This is a genomic window from Actinoplanes subtropicus (assembly GCF_000721705.1).
GTDB classification, from domain to species: Bacteria; Actinomycetota; Actinomycetes; order Mycobacteriales; family Micromonosporaceae; genus Actinoplanes; species Actinoplanes subtropicus.
On sequence record NZ_JOJL01000048.1, the window covers coordinates 34,565 to 54,187 of the forward strand.

The 19,623-nt window shown below is 72.3% G+C and carries 19 protein-coding genes; 7 read left to right on the forward strand and 12 right to left on the reverse strand.

All coding sequences use genetic code 11. The features are described 5' to 3' along the window. Positions 1-61: 61 nt before the first annotated feature. The 3 genes from IH26_RS0146365 to IH26_RS0146375 all read left to right on the forward strand — a co-directional run bounded on the left by IH26_RS0146365 (position 62) and on the right by IH26_RS0146375 (position 2,392). Complete coding sequence (locus tag IH26_RS0146365) at positions 62-1,450, forward strand: MFS transporter (RefSeq protein WP_030442703.1); 1,389 nt, start codon at positions 62-64, stop codon at positions 1,448-1,450. Continuing rightward, positions 1,450-1,812 (forward strand): GntR family transcriptional regulator, encoded by a 363-nt coding sequence (locus tag IH26_RS0146370; RefSeq protein ID WP_030442704.1) that lies wholly within the window; start codon positions 1,450-1,452, stop codon positions 1,810-1,812. Before IH26_RS0146365 ends, IH26_RS0146370 begins: the two co-directional genes overlap by 1 nt. An 82-nt stretch (positions 1,813-1,894) precedes the next feature. Beyond that, complete coding sequence (locus tag IH26_RS0146375) at positions 1,895-2,392, forward strand: NUDIX hydrolase (RefSeq protein ID WP_030442705.1); 498 nt, start codon at positions 1,895-1,897, stop codon at positions 2,390-2,392. On the opposite strand, the gene IH26_RS0146380 is transcribed toward IH26_RS0146375, so the two are convergent. The 7 genes from IH26_RS0146380 to IH26_RS0146410 all read right to left on the reverse strand — a co-directional run bounded on the left by IH26_RS0146380 (position 2,389) and on the right by IH26_RS0146410 (position 9,609). Beyond that, entirely contained in the window at positions 2,389-2,697 is a 309-nt protein-coding gene (locus IH26_RS0146380) for a DUF4326 domain-containing protein (RefSeq protein ID WP_030442706.1), read from the reverse strand. The two genes, IH26_RS0146375 and IH26_RS0146380, sit on opposite strands and share 4 nt — an antisense overlap. 223 nt (positions 2,698-2,920) lie before the next feature. Then, entirely contained in the window at positions 2,921-3,418 is a 498-nt protein-coding gene (locus IH26_RS0146385) for a GNAT family N-acetyltransferase (RefSeq protein WP_030442707.1), read from the reverse strand. After that, positions 3,412-4,278, reverse strand: a complete 867-nt coding sequence (locus tag IH26_RS0146390) for a DUF3626 domain-containing protein (protein WP_051809774.1) — start codon at positions 4,276-4,278, stop codon at positions 3,412-3,414. Before IH26_RS0146390 ends, IH26_RS0146385 begins: the two co-directional genes overlap by 7 nt. A gap of 51 nt (positions 4,279-4,329) precedes the next feature. Beyond that, a complete protein-coding gene (locus IH26_RS0146395) occupies positions 4,330-5,166 on the reverse strand; it encodes an undecaprenyl-diphosphate phosphatase (RefSeq protein ID WP_030442709.1) in 837 nt (278 codons plus the stop codon). Between the two features lie 54 nt (positions 5,167-5,220). Next, positions 5,221-6,162 carry a tyrosine-type recombinase/integrase gene (locus tag IH26_RS0146400; protein ID WP_030442710.1) on the reverse strand — a complete coding sequence of 314 codons (942 nt, stop codon included), beginning with the start codon at positions 6,160-6,162 and terminating at the stop codon, positions 5,221-5,223. 268 nt (positions 6,163-6,430) lie between these two features. After that, positions 6,431-8,071 (reverse strand): ABC-F family ATP-binding cassette domain-containing protein, encoded by a 1,641-nt coding sequence (locus IH26_RS0146405; protein WP_342668362.1) that lies wholly within the window; start codon positions 8,069-8,071, stop codon positions 6,431-6,433. Positions 8,072-8,646: 575 nt separating this feature from the next. Further along, a complete protein-coding gene (locus IH26_RS0146410; protein WP_030442712.1) occupies positions 8,647-9,609 on the reverse strand; it encodes a nitronate monooxygenase in 963 nt (320 codons plus the stop codon). A 607-nt stretch (positions 9,610-10,216) separates the two neighbouring features. Here IH26_RS0146410 and IH26_RS0146415 point away from each other — a divergent pair. The 3 genes from IH26_RS0146415 to IH26_RS0146425 are packed head-to-tail and all read left to right on the forward strand — an operon-like array spanning position 10,217 to position 14,551. Beyond that, positions 10,217-11,983 carry an IucA/IucC family protein gene (locus tag IH26_RS0146415; RefSeq protein ID WP_245665990.1) on the forward strand — a complete coding sequence of 589 codons (1,767 nt, stop codon included), beginning with the start codon at positions 10,217-10,219 and terminating at the stop codon, positions 11,981-11,983. Then, a complete protein-coding gene (locus tag IH26_RS0146420; RefSeq protein WP_030442714.1) occupies positions 11,980-13,440 on the forward strand; it encodes an IucA/IucC family protein in 1,461 nt (486 codons plus the stop codon). The genes IH26_RS0146415 and IH26_RS0146420 overlap by 4 nt, the downstream gene beginning before the upstream one ends. Next, positions 13,430-14,551: an alanine racemase gene (locus IH26_RS0146425; protein ID WP_030442715.1), complete on the forward strand. Its 1,122-nt coding sequence runs from the start codon at positions 13,430-13,432 to the stop codon at positions 14,549-14,551. The genes IH26_RS0146420 and IH26_RS0146425 overlap by 11 nt, the downstream gene beginning before the upstream one ends. Before the next feature lie 7 nt (positions 14,552-14,558). Here IH26_RS0146425 and IH26_RS0146430 read toward each other — a convergent pair whose 3' ends face one another. After that, on the reverse strand, positions 14,559-15,158 hold the full coding sequence (locus IH26_RS0146430; protein ID WP_084599747.1) for a YbhB/YbcL family Raf kinase inhibitor-like protein: 600 nt from the start codon (positions 15,156-15,158) through the stop codon (positions 14,559-14,561). 158 nt (positions 15,159-15,316) lie between these two features. On the opposite strand from IH26_RS0146430, the gene IH26_RS0146435 reads away from it, so the two are divergent. Further along, a complete protein-coding gene (locus IH26_RS0146435) occupies positions 15,317-16,063 on the forward strand; it encodes an ArsR/SmtB family transcription factor (RefSeq protein ID WP_034217579.1) in 747 nt (248 codons plus the stop codon). On the opposite strand, the gene IH26_RS0146440 is transcribed toward IH26_RS0146435, so the two are convergent. The 4 genes from IH26_RS0146440 to IH26_RS0146455 all read right to left on the reverse strand — a co-directional run bounded on the left by IH26_RS0146440 (position 15,996) and on the right by IH26_RS0146455 (position 19,305). Further along, positions 15,996-16,493: a peptide deformylase gene (locus IH26_RS0146440; RefSeq protein ID WP_030442718.1), complete on the reverse strand. Its 498-nt coding sequence runs from the start codon at positions 16,491-16,493 to the stop codon at positions 15,996-15,998. The two genes, IH26_RS0146435 and IH26_RS0146440, sit on opposite strands and share 68 nt — an antisense overlap. Positions 16,494-16,514: 21 nt before the next feature. Beyond that, positions 16,515-17,006: a SigE family RNA polymerase sigma factor gene (locus IH26_RS0146445; protein ID WP_030442719.1), complete on the reverse strand. Its 492-nt coding sequence runs from the start codon at positions 17,004-17,006 to the stop codon at positions 16,515-16,517. Position 17,007: 1 nt separating this feature from the next. Then, on the reverse strand, positions 17,008-17,802 hold the full coding sequence (locus IH26_RS0146450) for a hypothetical protein (protein ID WP_030442720.1): 795 nt from the start codon (positions 17,800-17,802) through the stop codon (positions 17,008-17,010). Positions 17,803-17,901: 99 nt separating this feature from the next. After that, positions 17,902-19,305 (reverse strand): IS110 family RNA-guided transposase, encoded by a 1,404-nt coding sequence (locus IH26_RS0146455; RefSeq protein WP_211268886.1) that lies wholly within the window; start codon positions 19,303-19,305, stop codon positions 17,902-17,904. Between the last annotated feature and the right edge of the window lie 318 nt (positions 19,306-19,623).

A 19,623-nucleotide genomic window follows, 5' to 3' on the forward strand; every position in this document is an offset into this window, starting at 1 on the left:
CGGCGGCCGGTCGCGAATGGCATAGTGTCCGCGCATCGACCGACGACCAGGAGCCGCCACGATGGCCGCAGCCACCGGCACCCCCACCGACGTCCCCGCCGCCGGCCGCCGGGAACGCACCGGCTGGTACTTCTACGACTGGGCGAACTCGGGCTTCCAGACCACCGGCCTGACCGTCTTCCTGGGACCGTTCCTGACCAGCATCACCAAGGTCGCCGCCGGGTGCCAGCTGGCGACCGACGTGGACGACTGCGCCGGCCGCGTGCACCCGCTCGGGATCTCCGTGCCGCCGGGCTCCTTCTACCCGTACGTCGTCTCGCTCTCGGTCTTCCTGTCGGTCCTGGTGCTGCCGGTGATGGGGGCCGTGGCCGACCGCACGCCCCGCAAGAAACTGCTGCTGGCCGTGACCGCCTTCGTCGCCGCCGCGGCCACCATCGGGTTCGTGTTCGTGACCGGCGGGCGATACCTGCTCGGCGGTGCCCTGTTCCTGATCGCGAACATCTTCTACAGCGCGTCGATCGTCGTCTACAACTCGTTCCTGCCGCAGCTGGCCGCCCCCGACGAGCGCGACAAGGTCTCCAGCCGCGGCTGGGCCATCGGCTACCTCGGCGGCGGCCTGCTGCTCGCCGTCAACCTGGTCGCCGTGTCCCTGCTGAAGATCGAGGGCAACGACCAGCGCACCCTGGACATCGCCCGCTGGAGCATCGTGTCGGCCGGCGTGTGGTGGGCCGTGTTCACCCTGGTCCCGCTCAAATGGCTGCGCAACCACCCGGGCACCCAGTCGTCCACGCACCGCGGCAACCTGCTGCTCGACGGGTTCCGGCAGCTCGGGCACACCATCAAGGGCATCCGCGCGTACCCGCTGACGCTGTTCTTCCTCGGCGCCTACCTGATCTACAACGACGGCATCCAGACCGTGATCGCGCTGGCCAGCCAGTACGGCACCGAGGAGCTGAAACTCGGCCAGTCCACGCTGATCGTCACGATCCTGCTGGTGCAGTTCCTGGCGTTCGGCGGCGCCCTGCTGCTCGGCTACCTGGCCGCCAGGATCGGCGCCCGCAAGACCATCCTGTTCAGCCTCGTGCTCTGGCTGGCCGTGGTGGTCGCCGCCTACTGGCTGCCGGAGGGCGAGCCGCTGCCGTTCATGCTGCTCGGCGTCGCGATCGGCCTGGTCCTGGGCGGCAGCCAGGCGCTGAGCCGCAGCCTGTTCTCCCAGCTGATCCCGGCCGGCCGGGAGGGCGAGTACTACGGCTTCTACGAGATCAGCGACCGCGGCACCAGCTGGCTCGGCCCGCTGCTGTTCGGCCTGGTCTTCCAGCTCACCAACAGCTACCGGCTCGGCATCGTCTCGCTGGTGCTGTTCTTCCTGGTCGGCGGCGTCCTGCTGGCGTTGGTCCCGATCCGGCGCGCCATCACCGCGGCCGGCAACACCCCGCCCAGACTGCTGTGATGGACATCCGCCTCGACCCGGACTCGCCGGTCCCGCCCTTCGAGCAGGTGCGGCTGCGCATCATCGCGCTGGCCGCCGACGGCACGCTTCCGGCGGGATACAAGCTTCCGCCCGTACGCACGCTGGCTCTTGACCTGAAGCTGGCGGTCAACACCGTGGCCCGCGCCTACCGCGAGCTGGAGGCGGCCGGCCTGGTCGAGACCCGCGGCCGGCTCGGCACGGTGATCACCTCCCGGGCGGCCGGCACCTCGGTGCAGGCCCAGCAGGCGGCCGACTCCTACGCCGCGACGACCCGCGCGCTCGGGGTCCCGCCGGAGACCGCCCTCGCCCTGGTCCGGGCCGCCCTGGGGTTGCCGGGGTAGAAGTCCTTACGGCCGGCGGCGAACTCCTCGGCAGAATGGACGCGCGGCGCTGGACCGCGCCCGACGACGGATGGATGACCGGATGCCCGCCTCCCCCTATGTGACCCGGCTGCGCGAGCACATCGGGCACGACCTGCTCCTGCTGCCCGGCGCGAGCGCGGTCGTGCGGGACGCGGCCGGCCGGGTGCTGCTGGTGCGGCGCGGCGACAACGGGCGGTGGTCGCTGCCGGCCGGGATGATCGACCCCGGGGAGCAGCCCGCCGACGCGGTGGTGCGGGAGGTCTTCGAGGAGACCGGCATCCGGGTCGCGGTTCAGCGGCTCGGCGGGGTGGCGACGCACCCGGCGCGCTACCCCAACGGCGACGAGTGCAACTACCTGCACGTGTGGTTCCACTGCCGGCCGGTCGGCGGGGCGGCGCGGGCCGACGGGGACGAGTCGCTGGAGGTGGGCTGGTTCGAGCGGGCGGCGCTGCCGGAGCTGGACGGGTGGTCGCGGCTGCGGCTCGGCTCGCCGGACGGCTGGTTCGCGGCGGCGGGTGAGCCGCCGCATCCGGGGCTGACCGACCCGTACGCCCTCTAGGCGTTGGCGATCTTCAGCAGGTGGTCGGCGTGACACGGGCCGTCGAGGGGGCACCAGCAGGCCAGATCGTGCCCGGCCAGGCCGGCGCGGATGTCGTCGACGGTGACCGGCTCGTGTTTGCCGATGCCGGGTAGCGTCCCGGCGTCCAGGGCCGCGCGGTACTTGGCAACGGCTGCCGGGCGGCCGCCCTCGTCCTCGATGGAGAACGGGTTGCCCCAGCGGGTGGACCGGTCGACCCGGATCGCGTCGGGGTGCTCGGCCCGCCACGGATGCTGGCGGCTCATCTGGATGCGGCGCCACGCCATGGCTCCCGAGCGTAGCGCGCAAACGGCCGCCGGCCCTCAGACTGGCCGACATCGATCGTTGGCCTGGTCGACAGAGTTGAACGCGCAGCTCAGCCGCGCCATGCCGGGCCGCCGTGCTTGGCCAGGAACCGCGTCTGCTCGGCGGGCTTGTTGGTCAGGGCTACGGCGCGGGCGAGGGTCCAGTCGCTCAGAGCGCCGGCGACGCTCAGAGCGCCGGCGACGCTCAGAGCGCGGCCGACGTGAAGACCCAGTCGGGGCCGTCCTCGCCGAGGGTGTCCAGGTGTTCGGCGCGGCGCAGGCCGGCCCGCAGCGCGACCCGGGCGGACGCGATGTTGGCCGGGCGGATCCGGGCGATCACCGGCGGCTCGGGCGGCGCCGCGGCCACCACGGCGGCGACCGCCTCGCCGGCCAGGCCCTGACCCCAGACCGCCGGGTCGAAACGGTAGAACAGGTTGAGGGCCGGGGCCTCGTGCAGGCGCATCACCTGCAGGCCGCAGAAGCCGATCACCCGGGACGAGTCCCGGCGGCGGACCACCCAGTAACCGAAGCCGCGCCGCTCCCAGTGGGCCCGCCACGCGCGGCAGCGGTCGGCCGCCTCCGCCCGTACGGTGATCATGTCGGACGGATTGTGCTCGCAGGCCAGCCGGTCGCTGTGGATGCGCAGGATCGCGTCGACGTCGCCCTCCCCGGGGCGGCTCAGCAGCAGGCGGTCGGTCAGCATGCGGGGCGGCCGAGCAGGACGAGGATGTGCCACAGGTACTTGATCAGCTGGAGCGGGGCGCCGGGCTCGCGGGCCGCCCGGCCGATGATCTCCGCGTCCAGGGTGGTGACGGCGTAGCGGCCGGCGATCGCCTCCGCCAGCGGCGGGATCTCGGGGCCGCGCAGGGCGGCGGGGAACTCGGCCGGGGTCAGCGTGAAGCCGGGCGACCAGAGCAGGGTTTCGGACAGGGCTGCCAGGTGGGCCTCGTACGGCGTACCGCGGAAGGACGGGTCGGCGACGACGGCCGCGACGTCCTCGCTCAGGGTGAGGCCGCCGTGGATCTGGGCTTCGACGTAGTTGTCCAGGGCGCGGCCGGCGGTCGATCGCTTGACGGCGAGGCTTGCGGCCCACGAATCGGGCGAGTCGGCCGGAAGATTGAGGGCGCTGCCCGTGTCGGCGACTTCCGTTCGCAGCGCGGCCCAGATCGCACCGAACGCGTCGGCGGTCCCCACCACGGTCGGTAACAGGACGCTGTCGCCGAGACTGAACGTGGCCCGCCCGGCGACCCCGGGCCGCAGGATCAGGTGGCAACTGCCGAACCGGGGCGACGCACCGTCCGGATAGCCGGCCAGATTCAGTCCGCCGTAGACCGGCCGGCCGAGTGGGCCGGTGTACATGCCCGGGAACATCCGCTCCTCCCAGCCGGCGCGCGGCCCGCCCAGCCCGCCGTTGGAGATCCCGGTCTCGAACTGCGACCGGTAGACACCCTCGGCCGCCAGGCACTCCACCACCGTCAACCCGTCACGGACCAGCCGGTCGGGATGGAAGTTGACCGTGATCGGCGAGCGCTCGACCAGCCCGGCCGGGCCCGGCGCGCTCACCTCGCGCTCACCTCGCGCTCACCTCGCGCTCACCTCGCGCTCACCTCGCGCTCACCTCGCGGCGATCGTGTCCGTCGCCAGCAGCACCATCAGCAGCGCGCCCAGCACCACCCGGTAGAAGATGAAGATGCTGTACGAGTGCTTGGCGACGTACTTGAGCAGCCACGCCACCGCCGCGAAGCCGACCACGAAACTCACGACCGTCGCGGTCAGCGTGTTCACCCAGCCGACGCCGCTGGCGATGTTGCCCGCCTCGTCGTGCACCTGCAGCACGGTCGCCCCCAGCAGCGCCGGGATCGACAGGAAGAACGACAACTTGGTGACCGTCACCCGGTCGAAATCCCGCAGCAGACCCGCCGACATGGTCGCGCCCGACCGGGACACACCCGGGATCAGCGACAGGCACTGCACCACGCCGATGATCAGCGTGTCCTTCCACGTCGTGTCGTCCTCGTGCCGCACCTGCGTCGCCGCGTGATCGGCGAACGCCATCGCCCCGGACCAGACGATCAACGCGCCGGCCACCACCCACAGGCTGCGCAGGGTCGTCTCGATCGCGTCCTGGAACACCAGGCCCACGATGCCGATCGGGATCGACCCGAGAATCACCGCCCACGCGAAGCGCCAGTCCGGCTCCTTGCGGGCATCCGCGCTCAACAAACCCTTGAACCAGGCCGCGACGATGCGCAACAGATCCTTCCGCAGGAAGATCACGGTCGCGAACACGGCCCCGGACTGGATGATCGCGGTGAACGCGGTGATGTCGGGCGCCTCGATGTCGAACCCGAGCACCTTCTCCACGATGGTGAGGTGACCGGTGCTCGATACCGGGAGGAACTCGGTGATCCCCTCCACCGCACCCAGCAGCACCGCCTCAACAATGTTCACACCCGACCGCCTTTGTCCCGAACCGCTGACCGCGGTTGAGCATAGGGGCAGCCGTCACCCACCGGCGCGCCGGGCACGAGCCGCCGCGATCGTGTACGCCGGGTCACGATCAAGGTTGTGCCGGTCCCGGTCGTAACGGCGCGTGGTCCGCGGATCGGCATGGCCCATCGCATCCTGTACGTCCTCCAGCGGCACGCCCTCGGAGCGGGCGGTGGTCGCGAAGGCGTGCCGCAGCGAATGCGGCGACAGTTGGTCGGCGGCGGGGATGCCGGCCTCCCGCGCCAGCCGCCGGATCAGCCGGAACACGCCGTGCCGGTCGATCCGCGCCCCGCTCGAGGTGACGAACAACGGACCGTCCCCGGTGCCGCGGACGGTCAGGTAGTCGTCGAGGGCCGCGGCCGCCTCCACGGTCAGCACCCGCCGCCGCGACTGCCCACCTTTCGCGACAAATCGGACCGTACGGTGGCCACGCTCCCAGCCGAGATCGGTCAGGTCCAGGCCCACCAGCTCGCCGACCCGCAGACCCAGATCCGCCAGCAGCGTCACCACCGCCCGATGCCGCGGACCCGCCGCCCGCGCCGCCCCGAGCAGGGCATCCACCTCCTCCGGCGCCAGCCCCACCGTCGCCGAATGATCCCGCGACACGTACGGCCGGTCGGCACCACCCACCGGATTCGCGTCGACCGCCCGGATCTTCACCAGAAAGTCGTACCAACTCGACAAACCAGACAACTTACGCGCCACCGTGGCCGGTGCCAACTTCTGCGCCTCCAACCCCCGCGCGTACGCATTCACCTCCAGAAACGACGCCCCCAACGGCTCCACCGACCGCTCCGCGCAATACGACAGCCACGCCGCCACATCCCGCCGATACGCCGCCCGCGTGTGCTCCGACAACCGCCGATTCGCCAGCCACGCCTCGGTGACCTGCTCCGCCGCCCCGAACCCGGCGAGCGCCCCGCCACCCTGCCTCGGCACCACCTGCATGGCGCCCATCGTCTCAGCTCCCAGCCACCGGAACTGTCCGCGACATGCCAGCAGCCCTCCCCCACACCACAGCCACCACCCGCCGCGCCACCCGCCGGCCCTCTCTACTACGGCCCACCCGCCGGGTCTACCCACCACAGCCACCGCGCGTGCTGTCGGCGCCTGCTCTGCCTGCCCGGCGCGCCCGTTCCGTCTCCTGTCGCCGCGCTTCTGCCGCAGCCCCTCTGTCGCCGCCTTTCTGTCGCCGCCCTTCTGCCGCAGCTCCTTTCCGGGCCGGTCAGCTCTCGGCCACGGCGCCCGCCTCGACGTGCCACCGCCGCGTGTGCCCGACCGCCTCCGCGAAATACCGATCGTGCGTCACCGTCAGCAGCGTCCCCCGATACCGCCGCAACGCCTCCTCCACCACATCGAGCGCATCGAAATCCAAGAAATTCGTCGGCTCATCCAGAACCAGCACCCGAGCCGGACTGTTCACCAACACCGCAAGAACAAGACGCCGCAACTCCCCCGCCGACAGACTCCGCGTCCGCACCTCCCACTGATCCGGCCCGAACTGGTGCCCCGCCAGCAACCGCTCCGCATCCTCCACATACACCGGCACCCGCGCCCGGAAGAACTCCATCACCGTCGCTCCCGACCGCAACCCATCCGAGCTCTGCGGCAACACCGCCACCTGCTCACCCCCGGCCTCCGCCAGCGCCCGCACCAACGTCGTCTTCCCCGCCCCATTACGCCCGGTCACCAAAATCCGGTCACCGCGCCGCACATCCAGATCCACCCCGGCCAGCAGCACCCGCTCCCCGAACACCACCGTCAGATCACGGACCTTCACCACCACCTCCCCCGCCTCCGCCTCATCGGCCGGAAACCCCAGCGTCAACGGCGGCCGGCTCCGCGGCTGCGCGATCCACCGCGCCGACTCCATCTGCCGCCGCAACCGCCGCTCCCGCACCTTCGCCTTCCGCGCCACCAACCGCGCCACCCGCTTCAGATGCGGCGCCGCCACCCCCAGCCCCGTGGCCGACTCCACCCCGCGCGCCTGCTGCTTCGTCCGCTCGATATCCGCCTCCCACCGCCGGCGGTCCTTCTCCTGCGCCTCGAAATCCAGCAGCAACCGCTCCCACCGCCGCTGCTTCTCCGCCCGATAAGCCGTATACCCGCCGCCCGGAAAGTCCTGCGGCTCGTCATGAATCCCGTCCAGCTCCACGACCCGCGTCACCACGGCATCCAGGAACGCCCGATCATGACTCACCACCAGCACCCCACCGGCGAACCCCCGCAACCAGCCCTGCAGCCACGCCGCACCCTCGGCATCCAGATGATTGGTCGGCTCGTCCAGCAACAGCAGATCCGGCGAATCCAGCAGCGCCCGCGCCAGCAGCAGCCGCGCCTGCTCACCGCCGCTCACCGCCCGCAACGCCAAGTCGTCCGGCAGATGGTCGATGTCGAGCCGCTGCCGGATCTCCGCCAGCCGCGCCTCCGCCGTCCACCCCTCGAGCGCGGTCCACCTCTCCTGCACCGCACCGAACTCGTCGAGGACGTCCTCCCTCACCGCCAGCCGCCGCTCCAGCAGGCGCAGCCGCGTGGTCACCGCCGCGAGCTCACCCAGCCCGCCGCGCAGGAACTCGGCCACGGTCCCATCCGGCTCCGGCATCTGCTGCGGCACATACCCGACCCGCGTGCCCGGCCCGACCGTCACGGAACCCTCCGCGGGCCGCAACTCACCCGCCAACAGCCGCAGAAGAGTCGTCTTACCGGCCCCGTTCGGACCCACCACCCCGATCCGGTCGCCGTCCCCGACGACCAGGTCAAGACCGGAAAAGAGCAGATCACCGTCGTGGGCCGCGGTGAGCGAAACAACCTTCAGCACAGAGATTCTCCCAGAGCGACAACCGACAGGGGTACGCCCGGAGCACACGCCCAGGCGCAAACAGAAGCCGGACTCGCTATCACATGGAGAAGCCGCTCCTCGCTGTCGCACACCACGCCCGGCCCTCGGCCGAACACACCCCCGAACCGGCCACACCGCCGGCCAGGCAACCGCGCCACCGCACCAGCCACCCGCCCGCCGGTCAAGCAGATGCGGACGGCGCCGCGGCGGACCGTGCCGCGCGGCCCATGCTCCGCCGCCACCAATCGTGGTGCCGGCGGCCGCTGCCCGGCCCGACCTCCCGTCGTGAGCCGCCCGGCGGCGCCCATCGGGCCACAGCTCGCGCCCGCCTCGTGCTCCCCGGCTACGTCGACTGCGCATCGTCGGTTGCGGCCTCAACCCTGCCCCGGCCCATCGGCCGCCCGCAACCGAATTCCGCCGTGGCCGCCATCTCCAGTCGAACCCGCCCCAGCACACGCCCACGCGAACCCATGCCGGCCGGCCCGGACCAAGTAGGGATGTCGTTGATTCCTTTTTGTTTTGGCTTTTGACTTTGTGGTGCGCCGGTGAGTTGGCGCACCACCTGTAGGGCATCCTAGGACGCTGCTGTACGGTCATCGGACTCAGCGCCGTCCGGCACGGGCCAACGCCGCCTCGGCCTGGGCCGCCAGCACGGCCACCAGGCCGGCGGCGGGCGGCAGATCGGTGATGAGGTCGATCGCCTCGCCGGCCCAGACCGGCAGCGGCGGGATCACGCCGCGGGCGACGTCGGCGTCGTAGTCGGCGCGGGCCTCGGCGCTGGCGGCCAGCTCGCCCTCCCGGCCGCGCCACCGCTCCAGGTGCGGGTGGGCCAGGGTGCGGGCGGTGTACCGGGACGGCCAGTGGGACCCGCGAGCGACATCCAGGACGCGGCTGCGCTCGGTCTGCTCGCCGCGGCCCTCGACGATCGCCCTCGTGACCGCCGGGTCGGCCAGGGACTCCGCGGTGGCCTGGAAACGACTGCCCAGCAAGGCACCGTCGGCACCCAGCGCCAGCGCCGCCGCCACTCCCCGGCCGTCGGCTATCCCGCCGGCGGCCAGCACCGGGGCCGGCGCGGCCAGATCGGCCACGAGCGGCACGAACGGCAGCGTGGACCGGCCATGCCGTGCGCCGTGGCCGCCGGCCTCGGTGCCCTGGGCGACGATGACGTCGGCGCCCAGGGCGACCGCGCGACGGGCCTCGTCGAGGTCGGTCACCTGCAGGATCAGCGACACTCCCGCCCGCCGCACCGGCTTCACCAGGTGGCTCGGATCGCCGAAGGAGAACATGACCGCCCGGGCACCACGCTCGAGCACATACTCGACGGCGCCCGGCTCGACCGCCCAGGTCAGGAATCCGACTCCCCACGGAAGCCGGGTGCCGGCGGTCAGGATCGCCAGCTCGCGGTCGAGCCACTGCCGCTCGCCGTCGCCCGAGCCGAGCAGGCCGAGCCCTCCCCCATTCGAGACCGCGGCGGTCAGCGCCCCGCCGGCGGAGCCGCCCATGGGGGCGAGCGCGATCGGATGCCGGATGCCGAACAGTTCCGTGAACCCCGTTGTCAGTGCCATGACGGCATCTTGGCCCGGGCGGGCCGGGAGCGCATCGGACCGTGGTAGGAGACCGGAAATCAGACCACGGTCCAATGTGATCTCGGTGAACCCCGCCCTAATCTCGGGCCCATGAAACGAGCGATCCACCGAATCCCACCCACCCCGACCCGTCACCCCGGCGACGGCCCTCGACCGCCCGCCGCACGGAATGCGACGTCGCGGCGACGACGTCGGCCGGGTGGCCGGGCCGCGAGCGGCTGACAGCAGGCGAGCGGACGGACAACCGGCGGGCAGGGCGCGGCCGGCCTGGGTCGCTGGGACGGCCGTCCGCATCGTGGGGCGCGGTTGTTCGCGCGACGGCCAAGCCTGCCCCTTGACCGGGCTCCGGCTCGATCGGCACCGTCCGCGGCCGGCCACAAGCCCCGACCGGCGAAAACAATGTCAGCCGCAAGCACGATGGCGCTTCGTCAGGCTGGGTCGTTGATTCCTTTTTGGTTTGGGGTGGGCGTCCGCCGATGACGCGGCGCACACCCCGTAGAGCATCCTAGGATGTTGGTTCGGTTACTGCGTCGTCGCTCACGTGCGGGGCCGGGCGAGGCGGTAACCACGGAAAGAGGAGCGCACAATGGGCGGCGTGCCGCGACCGACGTCCGACTCCCCGCCGATCCGGCGCACCGCCGATCCGGCGCAGACCCGGGAGGATCTGGCGACGCTGCGACCCGACCTGGTCGAACGTTACGACGCCGAGTTGCCCGGAGCGCGGGCGGCGGTGCTCGGGCGGCTGCTGGGAGCGCTGGACCGGGAGCCGCTGCCGGGGCTGAGCAAGCGCCGCGCCGGCGAGGTGTCCTTCCCCGGTGTGACGGTGCGGTTCCCGCGGTCGGCCGCGGTGACCTTCGCGCCGGCCGAGGCGGGCCTGGAGGCCACGGTCCGGGCCGAGATCGGGCCGCGCGACGGGCAGGGCTGGGGCCCGGGCGGCGGGTTCGAGCCGGACTGGGGCTGGGACCGCCCGAGTCCGGGCGCGACGCCGGCCTGGCTGGACAGCGACGCCTGGGTGGAGGAGCTGTCGCCGGGGGCGTTCATCACCGATCCGGGGACGCTCGTGCGGGTGCTCTGGCCCGGCAGCGACCTGGCCGCCGAGATCGACAACAGCGTCGCCAACCTGGCGCTGGGCCGGGCGGCGGCCGGCCGGGCGGCGGCGAGCGGGGCGGCGGCGAGCGGGGCGGCCGGGGCGGCCGATGGGGCGGCGAGTGGATCGGCGGGACCGGGCGGCTGGCTGCGGTTCGAGGGGCCGGACGGGCTCGCGCTGGCCGAGCAGTCCATCGTCGACGGCCATCCGCTGCACCCCTGCTGCCGCACCCGGGGCGGGATGAGCGTCGCGGACGTGCTCGCCTACGCGCCCGAGCACTCCCCCACGATCCGGCTGCGCCGCCTGCGGGTGCCGGCGGAGCGCTGGCACGGCACCGCCGAGCCGGTCCTGCTGGCGCATCCCTGGCAGGCCGAACGGATCCGGGACGCCTGTCCGTGGCTGGCGGACGCCGGCGAGACCGGGCCGGCCCGGCCGCTGATGTCGCTGCGGACGGTCGCCATGGCGGGGGGCGGCGTCCACATCAAGACCGCGGTCGACGTGCAGATGACCTCCGCCGTGCGGACCGTCTCGCCGGCCGCGGTCGAGAACGGGCCGGTGCTGTCGCGGCTGCTGCGGACCGTCCTGCGGGACCTGCCGATCGACGTGCTCGCCGAGACCGCCGCCGGCGCGGTGCTGGTCGACGGCGTGCCGCAGCGGCACCTGGCCTATCTCGTCCGGGAGGCGCCGCGCCTCGAGGCCGAAGAGGTGTGCGTGCCGGTGGCGTTGTTCGGGGCGGAGCCCGCGCTGGTGGCGACGGTGCCCGACCCGTACGAGATGATGGGTTTGTTCGGTCGGTTGTTGTTCGCTCCCCTTGTCCGGGTGCTCGATCGTGGCCTCGCGCTGGAGGCGCACGGGCAGAACACCCTGGTCGTGCTGCGCGGCGGGCGGCCGGTCCGGATGCTGTACCGGGATCTCGGCGGCGTGCGGGTCAGCGGGCGGCGGCTGCGCGACCACGGGTTCGAGGCGCCGCCGCTGCGCGGGGACCTGCCCAGCGACGACCCGCAGGTGCTGCGCAGCAAGCTCGCGGCCGCCGCGTTCGGCACCGTCGCCGCCGAGCTGGTCGCGGCGCTGAGCCGGCGCGGGGCCGACCCGCACGGGCTGTGGGGCATCATCGCCGCGGCCCTGCGCGAGACCGGCACCCGGGACGTGCCGCACCTGCTGCGCCAGCCGCTGCCGGTCAAGGCGACCACGGCGATGCGCCTGGCCGCCGACCCGCTCGACGACATCTGGGCCTATCTGGACAACCCCCTGGCGGCACACGCATGACTCGCAGTCTCTCCCCGGAACGCCTCGCCCACACCGAGGCGGCCCTCGCCGTGCACGCGCCGGAGCTGATCGACGGCTTCCTCGCGGCGCTGCCGGAGGCCGCGGACACGGTCGGGCGCCGATTGCGCGGGGCGCTCACCCGCGAGGGCATCCGCGACATGGGGCCCGGCCAGGCGCACGGCTTCGACCGTGTCGAGTATCCGGCCGCCGGCGTCGGCGACCCGGTCGAGCTGATCGACGGGATCGACGCACCCGGGTTCGCGGCCGAGCTGCGCAACGCGGTGATCAACCTGGCGATCGCGATGGCCCGGCCGCCGGCGCCGGTCGGCGACGACCCGGACTGGCAGGCGATCGGCCTCGAACGCCTCGCGGTGGCCGGGCACAACCTGCACCCGTGCGGGCGCACCCGGCTCGGCTGGGACACCGGCGACGTGCTCGCCTACGACCTCGAAACGCCGACGACGCGGATCGGTTTCGTCCGGATAAGGCCAGATCTGCTGATCGGCGACAACGTCTTCGCCGAGGACGGCCTGCAGCCGGTCCATCCCTGGCAGCGGGACATGGTGCTGCCCGCGCGCTACGGCGATCTCCTGCGCGACGGCACCATCGAGATCCTCGACGACGAGCTGGAAGCCGTCCCGACCGCCGCGCTGCGCACGCTCTGGGTGCCGAGCCTCGGCGAGTACCTCAAGGTCTCGCTCGACATCCAGGTCACCTCGACCCGGCGCAGCATCAGCATCGCCAGCACCCGCAACGGCCCGGCCGTCTCCAAGCTGCTGCACCGCCTGGTGGAGGACGACCGGGTCATGCTGATGGCCGAGACCGCGGGCGCCGCCGTCCCGGTCGGTTCCGGGCGCGACCTCTCGGCGATCCGCCGCGACGGGCTGGGCGCCCGCCTGCACGGTGCCGAGCGGGTCATCCCGGGTGGGGCGCTGCCGTTCCTGCTGGACGACCTGGTCACCGGCGATCCGGGTGCCTGGCTCCGGGCGTACGCGGAAATGCTTCTCCCGCCCTTGATGCGGCTCACCGCCCAGGGCGTGGCGCTCGAGGCGCACCTGCAGAACTGCCTGCCCACCTTCGTCGACGGATGGCCGCACCGGGTGGCGCTGCGCGACTTCGCCGGGCTCCGGCTGCATCCGCCCCGGCTGCGCGCGGCCGGGCACGACATCGCGCTGTGGCCGGGCTCGGTGGTCGGCACCGACGACCTGGAGATCTTCCGGGCGAAGATCGGGTACACGCTGTTCCAGGCGCACCTCGGCGAGATCATCCTGCGCCTGGACATCGACGAGGACCGGGCGTGGCGGATCGTCCGGGAGGTCCTCGACGAATGCTGCTCCGGCGACGACCACGCCGCGTTCACCGCGCCGCTGGTGCCGCACAAGGCGCTGGTCCGGATGCGGATCGCCGGCGAGGGTGACCTCTACATCCCGGTACGGAACCCGCTCCATGCACGCTGACCTGCTCCGCTCCCGGCCCGCGCCGGTGTGCGCCTACGTCTACGACACCGCGGCTCTGCGCGCGCGGGCCGCCATGGTCCGGCGAGGACTGCCGCCCCGGGCCACCTTGCTGTACGCGGTGAAGGCGAACGGTCATCCCGCCGTCGTCCGGGCCCTCGCCGAGGTCTGCGACGGCCTCGAGGTGGCCTCCGGCGGCGAACTGGCCCTCGCGGTGGCGGCCGGCGCGAACCGGATCGTCTTCGGCGGCCCCGGCAAGACGGACGCCGAGCTGGCGGCGGCGGTCGAGGCCGGCGCCCTGATCAACGTGGAGAGCGTGCACGAGCTGCGCCGCCTCGCCGAGATCACGCGCGCCGCCGCCCCGCCGACGGTCTGCCTGCGGGTCAACCGCCCCGGCGGCGGCCTCCCGGGCAGCCACGCGATGACCGGCACGCCGACCCCGTTCGGCATCGAGGAGGCGCAGCTCGGCGACGCCCTGCGGGTCCCCGGCGTCGAGGTGATCGGCTTCCACCTGCACGCCGTCTCCAACAACCTGGACGGGGCGGCCCATGCGGCATTTGTCCGGGAGGCGCTCGCCTGGTCGGCCGCCACGGCCGACAAATCGGGCATCGACCTGCGCGTCGTCAACGTGGGCGGCGGGTTCGGCATCGACTACCTGAGCGCCGCCGAAATGGACTTATCCGATTTGTCGGAGATAGGGCCGCCGGAAGGCGTCGAGCTGATCTTCGAGCCGGGCCGGTATCTGGCCGCCGACGCGGGCGTCTACGCCGCCACGGTCCTCGACCTCAAGACCACCCACGGCCGCACCTTCGCCGTCCTGCGGGGCGGCACCCACCACTTCCGCCTCCCCGCCGCCTGGGGCTACAGCCACCCCTTCACGATCATCCCGGTCGACGACTGGCCACACCCCTATCCCCGCCCGGAGGTGACCGACACCGAGGTCGACGCGGTCGGCGAGCTCTGCACCCCCCGGGACGTCCTCACCCGCGGCCAGCACGTGGACCGGCTGCGCGCCGGGGACATCCTGGCCTTCGCCCGGACCGGCGCGTACGGCTGGGACATCTCCCACCACGAGTTCCTGCGCCACGCCCCACCCGAGTTCCTGATCACCTGACGCCGGATCACTGGCGCGCCGTCGCCTCGAACGACGCCGAGCCGAGCGCGTTGTGCCCGATCACGAAGCCCGCGACCGCGCCGTGCGTGCTCGCCGGCAACCCCAGGCTGGGCACCGAGAGCGCGACCACCGTGAACGTGTAGTGATGCGTGACGTCCCCCGCCGGCGGGCACGGTCCGGTGTACCCGGACGTCTCGCCGTCGTTCGTCCCGCTGACCGCCGGCGCCGGCAACAACGCCCCGGTCGCCACCGACGTCGTGGTGGCGGGCAGGTCCCAGGCGACCCAGTGCCAGAAGCCGCTGCCGGTCGGCGCGTCCCGGTCGAACAGCTGGACGGCGAAGCTCCGCGTGCCGGCCGGCGCCCCCGACCAGCTGAGCTGCGGTGAGATGCCGGCGGCCGTGCAGCCCCAGAACCGCGCGGGGATCGGCCGGCCGGCCCGGATGTCCGTACTGGTGAGCTTGAAGTGCTTGATGCCGGTGGGCAGACCGGCGCGGACCTGGTGATAGCCGAAATGCAGGACGGTGGCGGCGGATGCGCCGACCGCGGTGCCCAGGACCAGGAGCACGACAGCCACCACCACGGCGAAGCGACGGGTGACGCGATGCATGATCGACCTCCTCCGATGCTTTGACGACAACGCTTTTGACGACGACGCATTGACGACGATGCTTTGACGATCCGATTCTGCAACGCGGCCCACCGCCCCGAAAGCCGGTGCCGCCGACTTCGGTGGGCGCCGAACCGTCGCCGGGACATGATCGGGGCATGGACGACAACGCCGAGTCCCTCGCCGGGTGGGCGGCCCTGCTCGCCGACCGCACCCGGGCCTCGTTCTGCCTGGCCCTGCTGGACGGCCGGGCCTGGACCGTCGGCGAACTGGCCCGCCACGCCGGGGTCGCCGTATCGACCGCCAGCGAGCACGCCGACCGCCTCGTCGCCGGCGGCCTGCTGATCCAGCGCAAACAGGGCCGGCACCGCTACCTGCAGCTGGCCTCCGCCGAAACCGCCACCCTGATCGAGACGGTCGCCACCGCCGGCCCGCCGGTCCCGCCCGCGCCGGTCGTCTCGCTGTCGGCCGCGCACCGGCGCAGGAACCTCGCCCACGCGCGGACCTGTTACGACCACTTAGCCGGCCATATCGGGGTTTCGATCGCCGACGCCCTGTTCAACAGTGGCCTGGTCAGCCGTACGAATGGGCTGGTCGTGACCTCCAGAGGAAATGCCTGGCTGACGTCGCTGGGCATCGGGCTGGACAAATCGGGCAAGCGCCCGGTCGTCAGGGAGTGCCTGGACTGGACCGAGCGCCGCTCGCATCTCGCCGGGCAGGTCGGCGCCGCCCTCTGCAGGCACGCCTTCGACGCCGGCTGGATCGTCCGGATCGGCAGCGGCCGCGCGGTCAAGGTGACCGACGCCGGCGCCCGCGCCCTCGCGGATCAGCTGGGGATCATCGCCGTGGCGACGGACTCACCCGGCGCAGCTCGCGCAGTGCCTGCCGGCGCGCGTCGCCCTTGAGCGTGTCGATGTAGAGCGTCCCGGCCAGGTGGTCGGTCTCGTGCTGCAGCGCCCGGGCGAGAAACCCGGTGCCCTCGATCACCAGCGGCTCGCCGTACTGGTCGAAGCCGCGCGCGGTCACCGACATCGCCCGGGTGGTCGGATAGCCGAGGCCGGGCAGCGACAGGCACGCCTCGTCGTCGGTCTGCTCGCCCGCGAAGCCGGACAGCACCGGATTGACCAGATGACCGACCTGCCCACCCACGTTGTACGAGAACACCCGCAGGCCGACCCCGATCTGCGGCGCGGCGACGCCGGCCCGCCCCGGCAGCCGGACGGTGTCCTCCAGGTCGGCGACCAGCTGCCGCAGCTCCGCGTCGAAGGCGGTGACCGGGTCGGCCTCGGTGCGCAGCACCGGGTCGCCGAAGATCCGAATGGGCCGAACTGTCATGCCCGCCAGGGTAGCCGGTCGTTACGCGAACAGTGCCAGCTGGTCGGCGGCCAGCAGCTCCCGCAGCTTCCCGAGCGAGCGCCGGGTCTGGCTCTTCACCACGCTGACCGGGATCTCCAGCACGTCGGCGACCTGCTCGACGCTGTAGTCCTCGAAGTACCGCAGGATCACGATCGCCCGGTCCCGGGCCGGCAGGCCGGCCAGCGCGTCCAGCATCGTCAGCCGCAGCTCCGGACTCTCCCGGTAGGCGGGCTCGTGCAGCACCCCCGGCGTCGACTCGGTCGAGGACCGGCGACGGCGGTGATCCAGATAAGAGCGAAGCAGGATCTTCTGGGCGTACGCGAGAAGGTTGTCCGCCTGGGTCGCCCGGCGCCAGCTCAGGAACAGCTTGGTCAGCGCCGTCTGGGTGAGGTCCTGGGCGAGGTGCCAGTCATGACAGAGCATGAACGCGGTGTTCCGCAGGCGGTCGGCATGCGCGTTGGCGAACTCGGCGAACTCGTCTTCCTCCGTCATGTCAGCGGAGCACCGGCACGGTCGGGAACTGCTTGGCCCCCTCGGCGACCAGGGCGGCGTCCATGGTCACGCCCCAGCGCGGGTCGGCGGCGACCCGGACGGCCTGATCGACGCTGAGCGCCGGCACGGTCGCCGGGCCGGCCGGGTCGAGGCAGGAGGCGACGTCGACCTGGACGAGCGTGCCGTCGGGCCACGCGGCGTCGACGACCGTGCCCTGCAGGCAGTTGTCCGGCATGTGGCTGATTGTCACGCTGACCGCCTCCGCACGGGGCAGGTCGCCGGCAATCGGGCCGTTCTGCTCGACGGCCACCCGCACGATGCCCGGGCCGGAGCCGTCGTCCAGGTACAGCTGCACCTGGAGATCACCCGGCGCGGCGACCCCCAGATGGGTCGTCCGCCCGGGTGGGAGGAGTTGGGTCAGAAGATGAAGCATCGCCGCTGATGTCGCTTTCTCCCGCGAGCCGCCGGCACGCTTCGTGCCGCTGCGGAGGGTCAACGTACGCGCTTCGGCTGTGGTCGTGGGGACCGGCTCGGCAGGTGGCACGGATGGGGGAGAAAGCGCCCCGGCGGCCTCGGCCGGCGCATACCGGCGGCCCGCGACCCCGCCGTCACCGGTGATGACGAGGGCGGACACGGCCGCGGCGAGCGCCAGCATGCCCGCCCCGATACGCCGGATACGTTGCTTTCGTCGGATTCGCCGCCCGTCGCGGATCGCGGCGGCCACCAGATCGCCCAGCGGCGGCGGCCGCTCGCTGCTCAATTCGGCCCGCAGCAACGCCCGCAGATCTTCCGTCACAACCCTCTCCCGCACCCTCTTACCGCAGAGACGGGCCGGGCGTGCCGTTCGGTGACAGCGCCCCGGCAATTGTGTGATTTCTTGAGTTCCTAACGGATGTCAAGCCACTGCGGGGTGGCTAGTCTGGTTCGCGGACAGGTCGGCTGCCGGAGCGCTTTGCGACTTCTTATTGCGCCGGCCTGTTCGTTGTTTCTGCCGCTGGGCGGCGCGTTGGGATCGGTTCTTGGCTCGGTCGGCGTCGGTGACCTGGTAGTGGGTGGCGCAGATGGTGCGGCCCTCGGCGGCGGTGATCGGCTGGCCGTTGACGTCGGTGAGTTGGTAGGGCGTGCGGGAGCGCCAGCAGGCCGCGAGTCGGGTGACCAGTGCGGCGGCCAGCGTGCAGACGGCGGAGTTGTGGTGTTTGCCGGCCTGGATGAGGCGTTGGTAGCGGGCGGCCAGTGTGGGGTCGGTTTTGCGGGCCCGGTCGGCGGCGTTGAACAGGGCTTCGCGTAGGGCGGGGTCGCCGGCTTTGGTGGGCGGGCCGTGGCGGCTGCTGGTGCCGGACTCGTCGAGTTTAGGGACCAGGCCGGTGAAGGAGCGGACGCCGGCCAGGGTGGCGAACCGGTCCGGGTCACCGAGCCCGGCCAGGATGGCCGCGGCGGAGGTGACACCCAGTCCGGGGGCGGACAGCAGCAGCCCGGCCGGGTCGGCTTCGTCGTAGAGCACGCCGATGCGGTCGTCGAGGCCGTCGATCTCGGTGCTCAGCTGCAGGGCGAGGCGGGCCTCGCCGGACAGGTCGACGGCCAGTTCGGTGAAGTCCAGGCCACCGCCGGTCCACAGCTGCAGGCTCTGCTGGGCGGCGTGCAGGATCCGGTCGGCGTGCTGGTCGCGCCAGGCGCCGCGGCTGGCCCGTATCAGCAGCGCGGTCAGCCGTTTGCGGCCGAGCCGTTGGAGCGCGTGCGGGTCGCCGCCGGTGCGTTCCAGCACGGTCAGGGCGGTCTTGGAGTACTCGCCGGTGTTGAGCGCGTCGGCCCACCAGGGGCCGAGCAGTTCCAGCAGCGCGTCGAGGCGGGCGTAGGTGGCGGTGCGCCGTTTCACCAGCGACCGGCGTCGGCGGGTGGCCCGCCGTAGCGGGTCGGCCGGGCCGAGTTCGTCGTCGCCGAGGACTCGCAGTCCTTCCGGGTGCAGCAGCGGCAGCCGGGCCAGGACCCGGGAGTCGAGCCGGTCGTTCTTGGTGTGCTTGTGGTAGTAGTCACGCAGGTCAGCCGACTGCTCCGGCGGTACCAGGACCACCTTCGCGCCGCGGGAGCGCAGCCACGCGGCCAGGGGCACCCACGCGTTGCGGGTGGGTTCCAGCACGACCAGGACCTCGTCGGCGGCCGGCAGGCTCGCCCACAGCTTCTCCAGGTCATCGACCGTGGTCCGGAACCTGCGTCCGGAGAACAGGAACTTGCCGGTCTCGTCGGCGCAGGTCACCTGGTGCGCCGCCTTGCATGCCACGTCGATACCCAAACGCAGCCGCACGTTACCTCCCCATCGTGGCCGTCGATCACGGTCGGGAGCCTGTCGGTCACGACTCGCCGCGCACGCTCCGCAGGGGGTGTGCCATCCGGACATTCGGTAGCAGCGGTCCATCGACACTCGTGGTCGCGGCCGCGGGTTCCCGAACAGGGATCACGTGCGCCGGGCGGCCCTACCAGCCGAACGATCAAACTCCAGGAGTCACCGCGAAGCGGTGCTACCAGTCGTATACCGAGCCGTACCGGAAGGACCCGACCCGACGCACCCTACGAAGCCCCGAATCGATCTTCAAGGCTCAACATCAAAGCTAAATGTCGTACC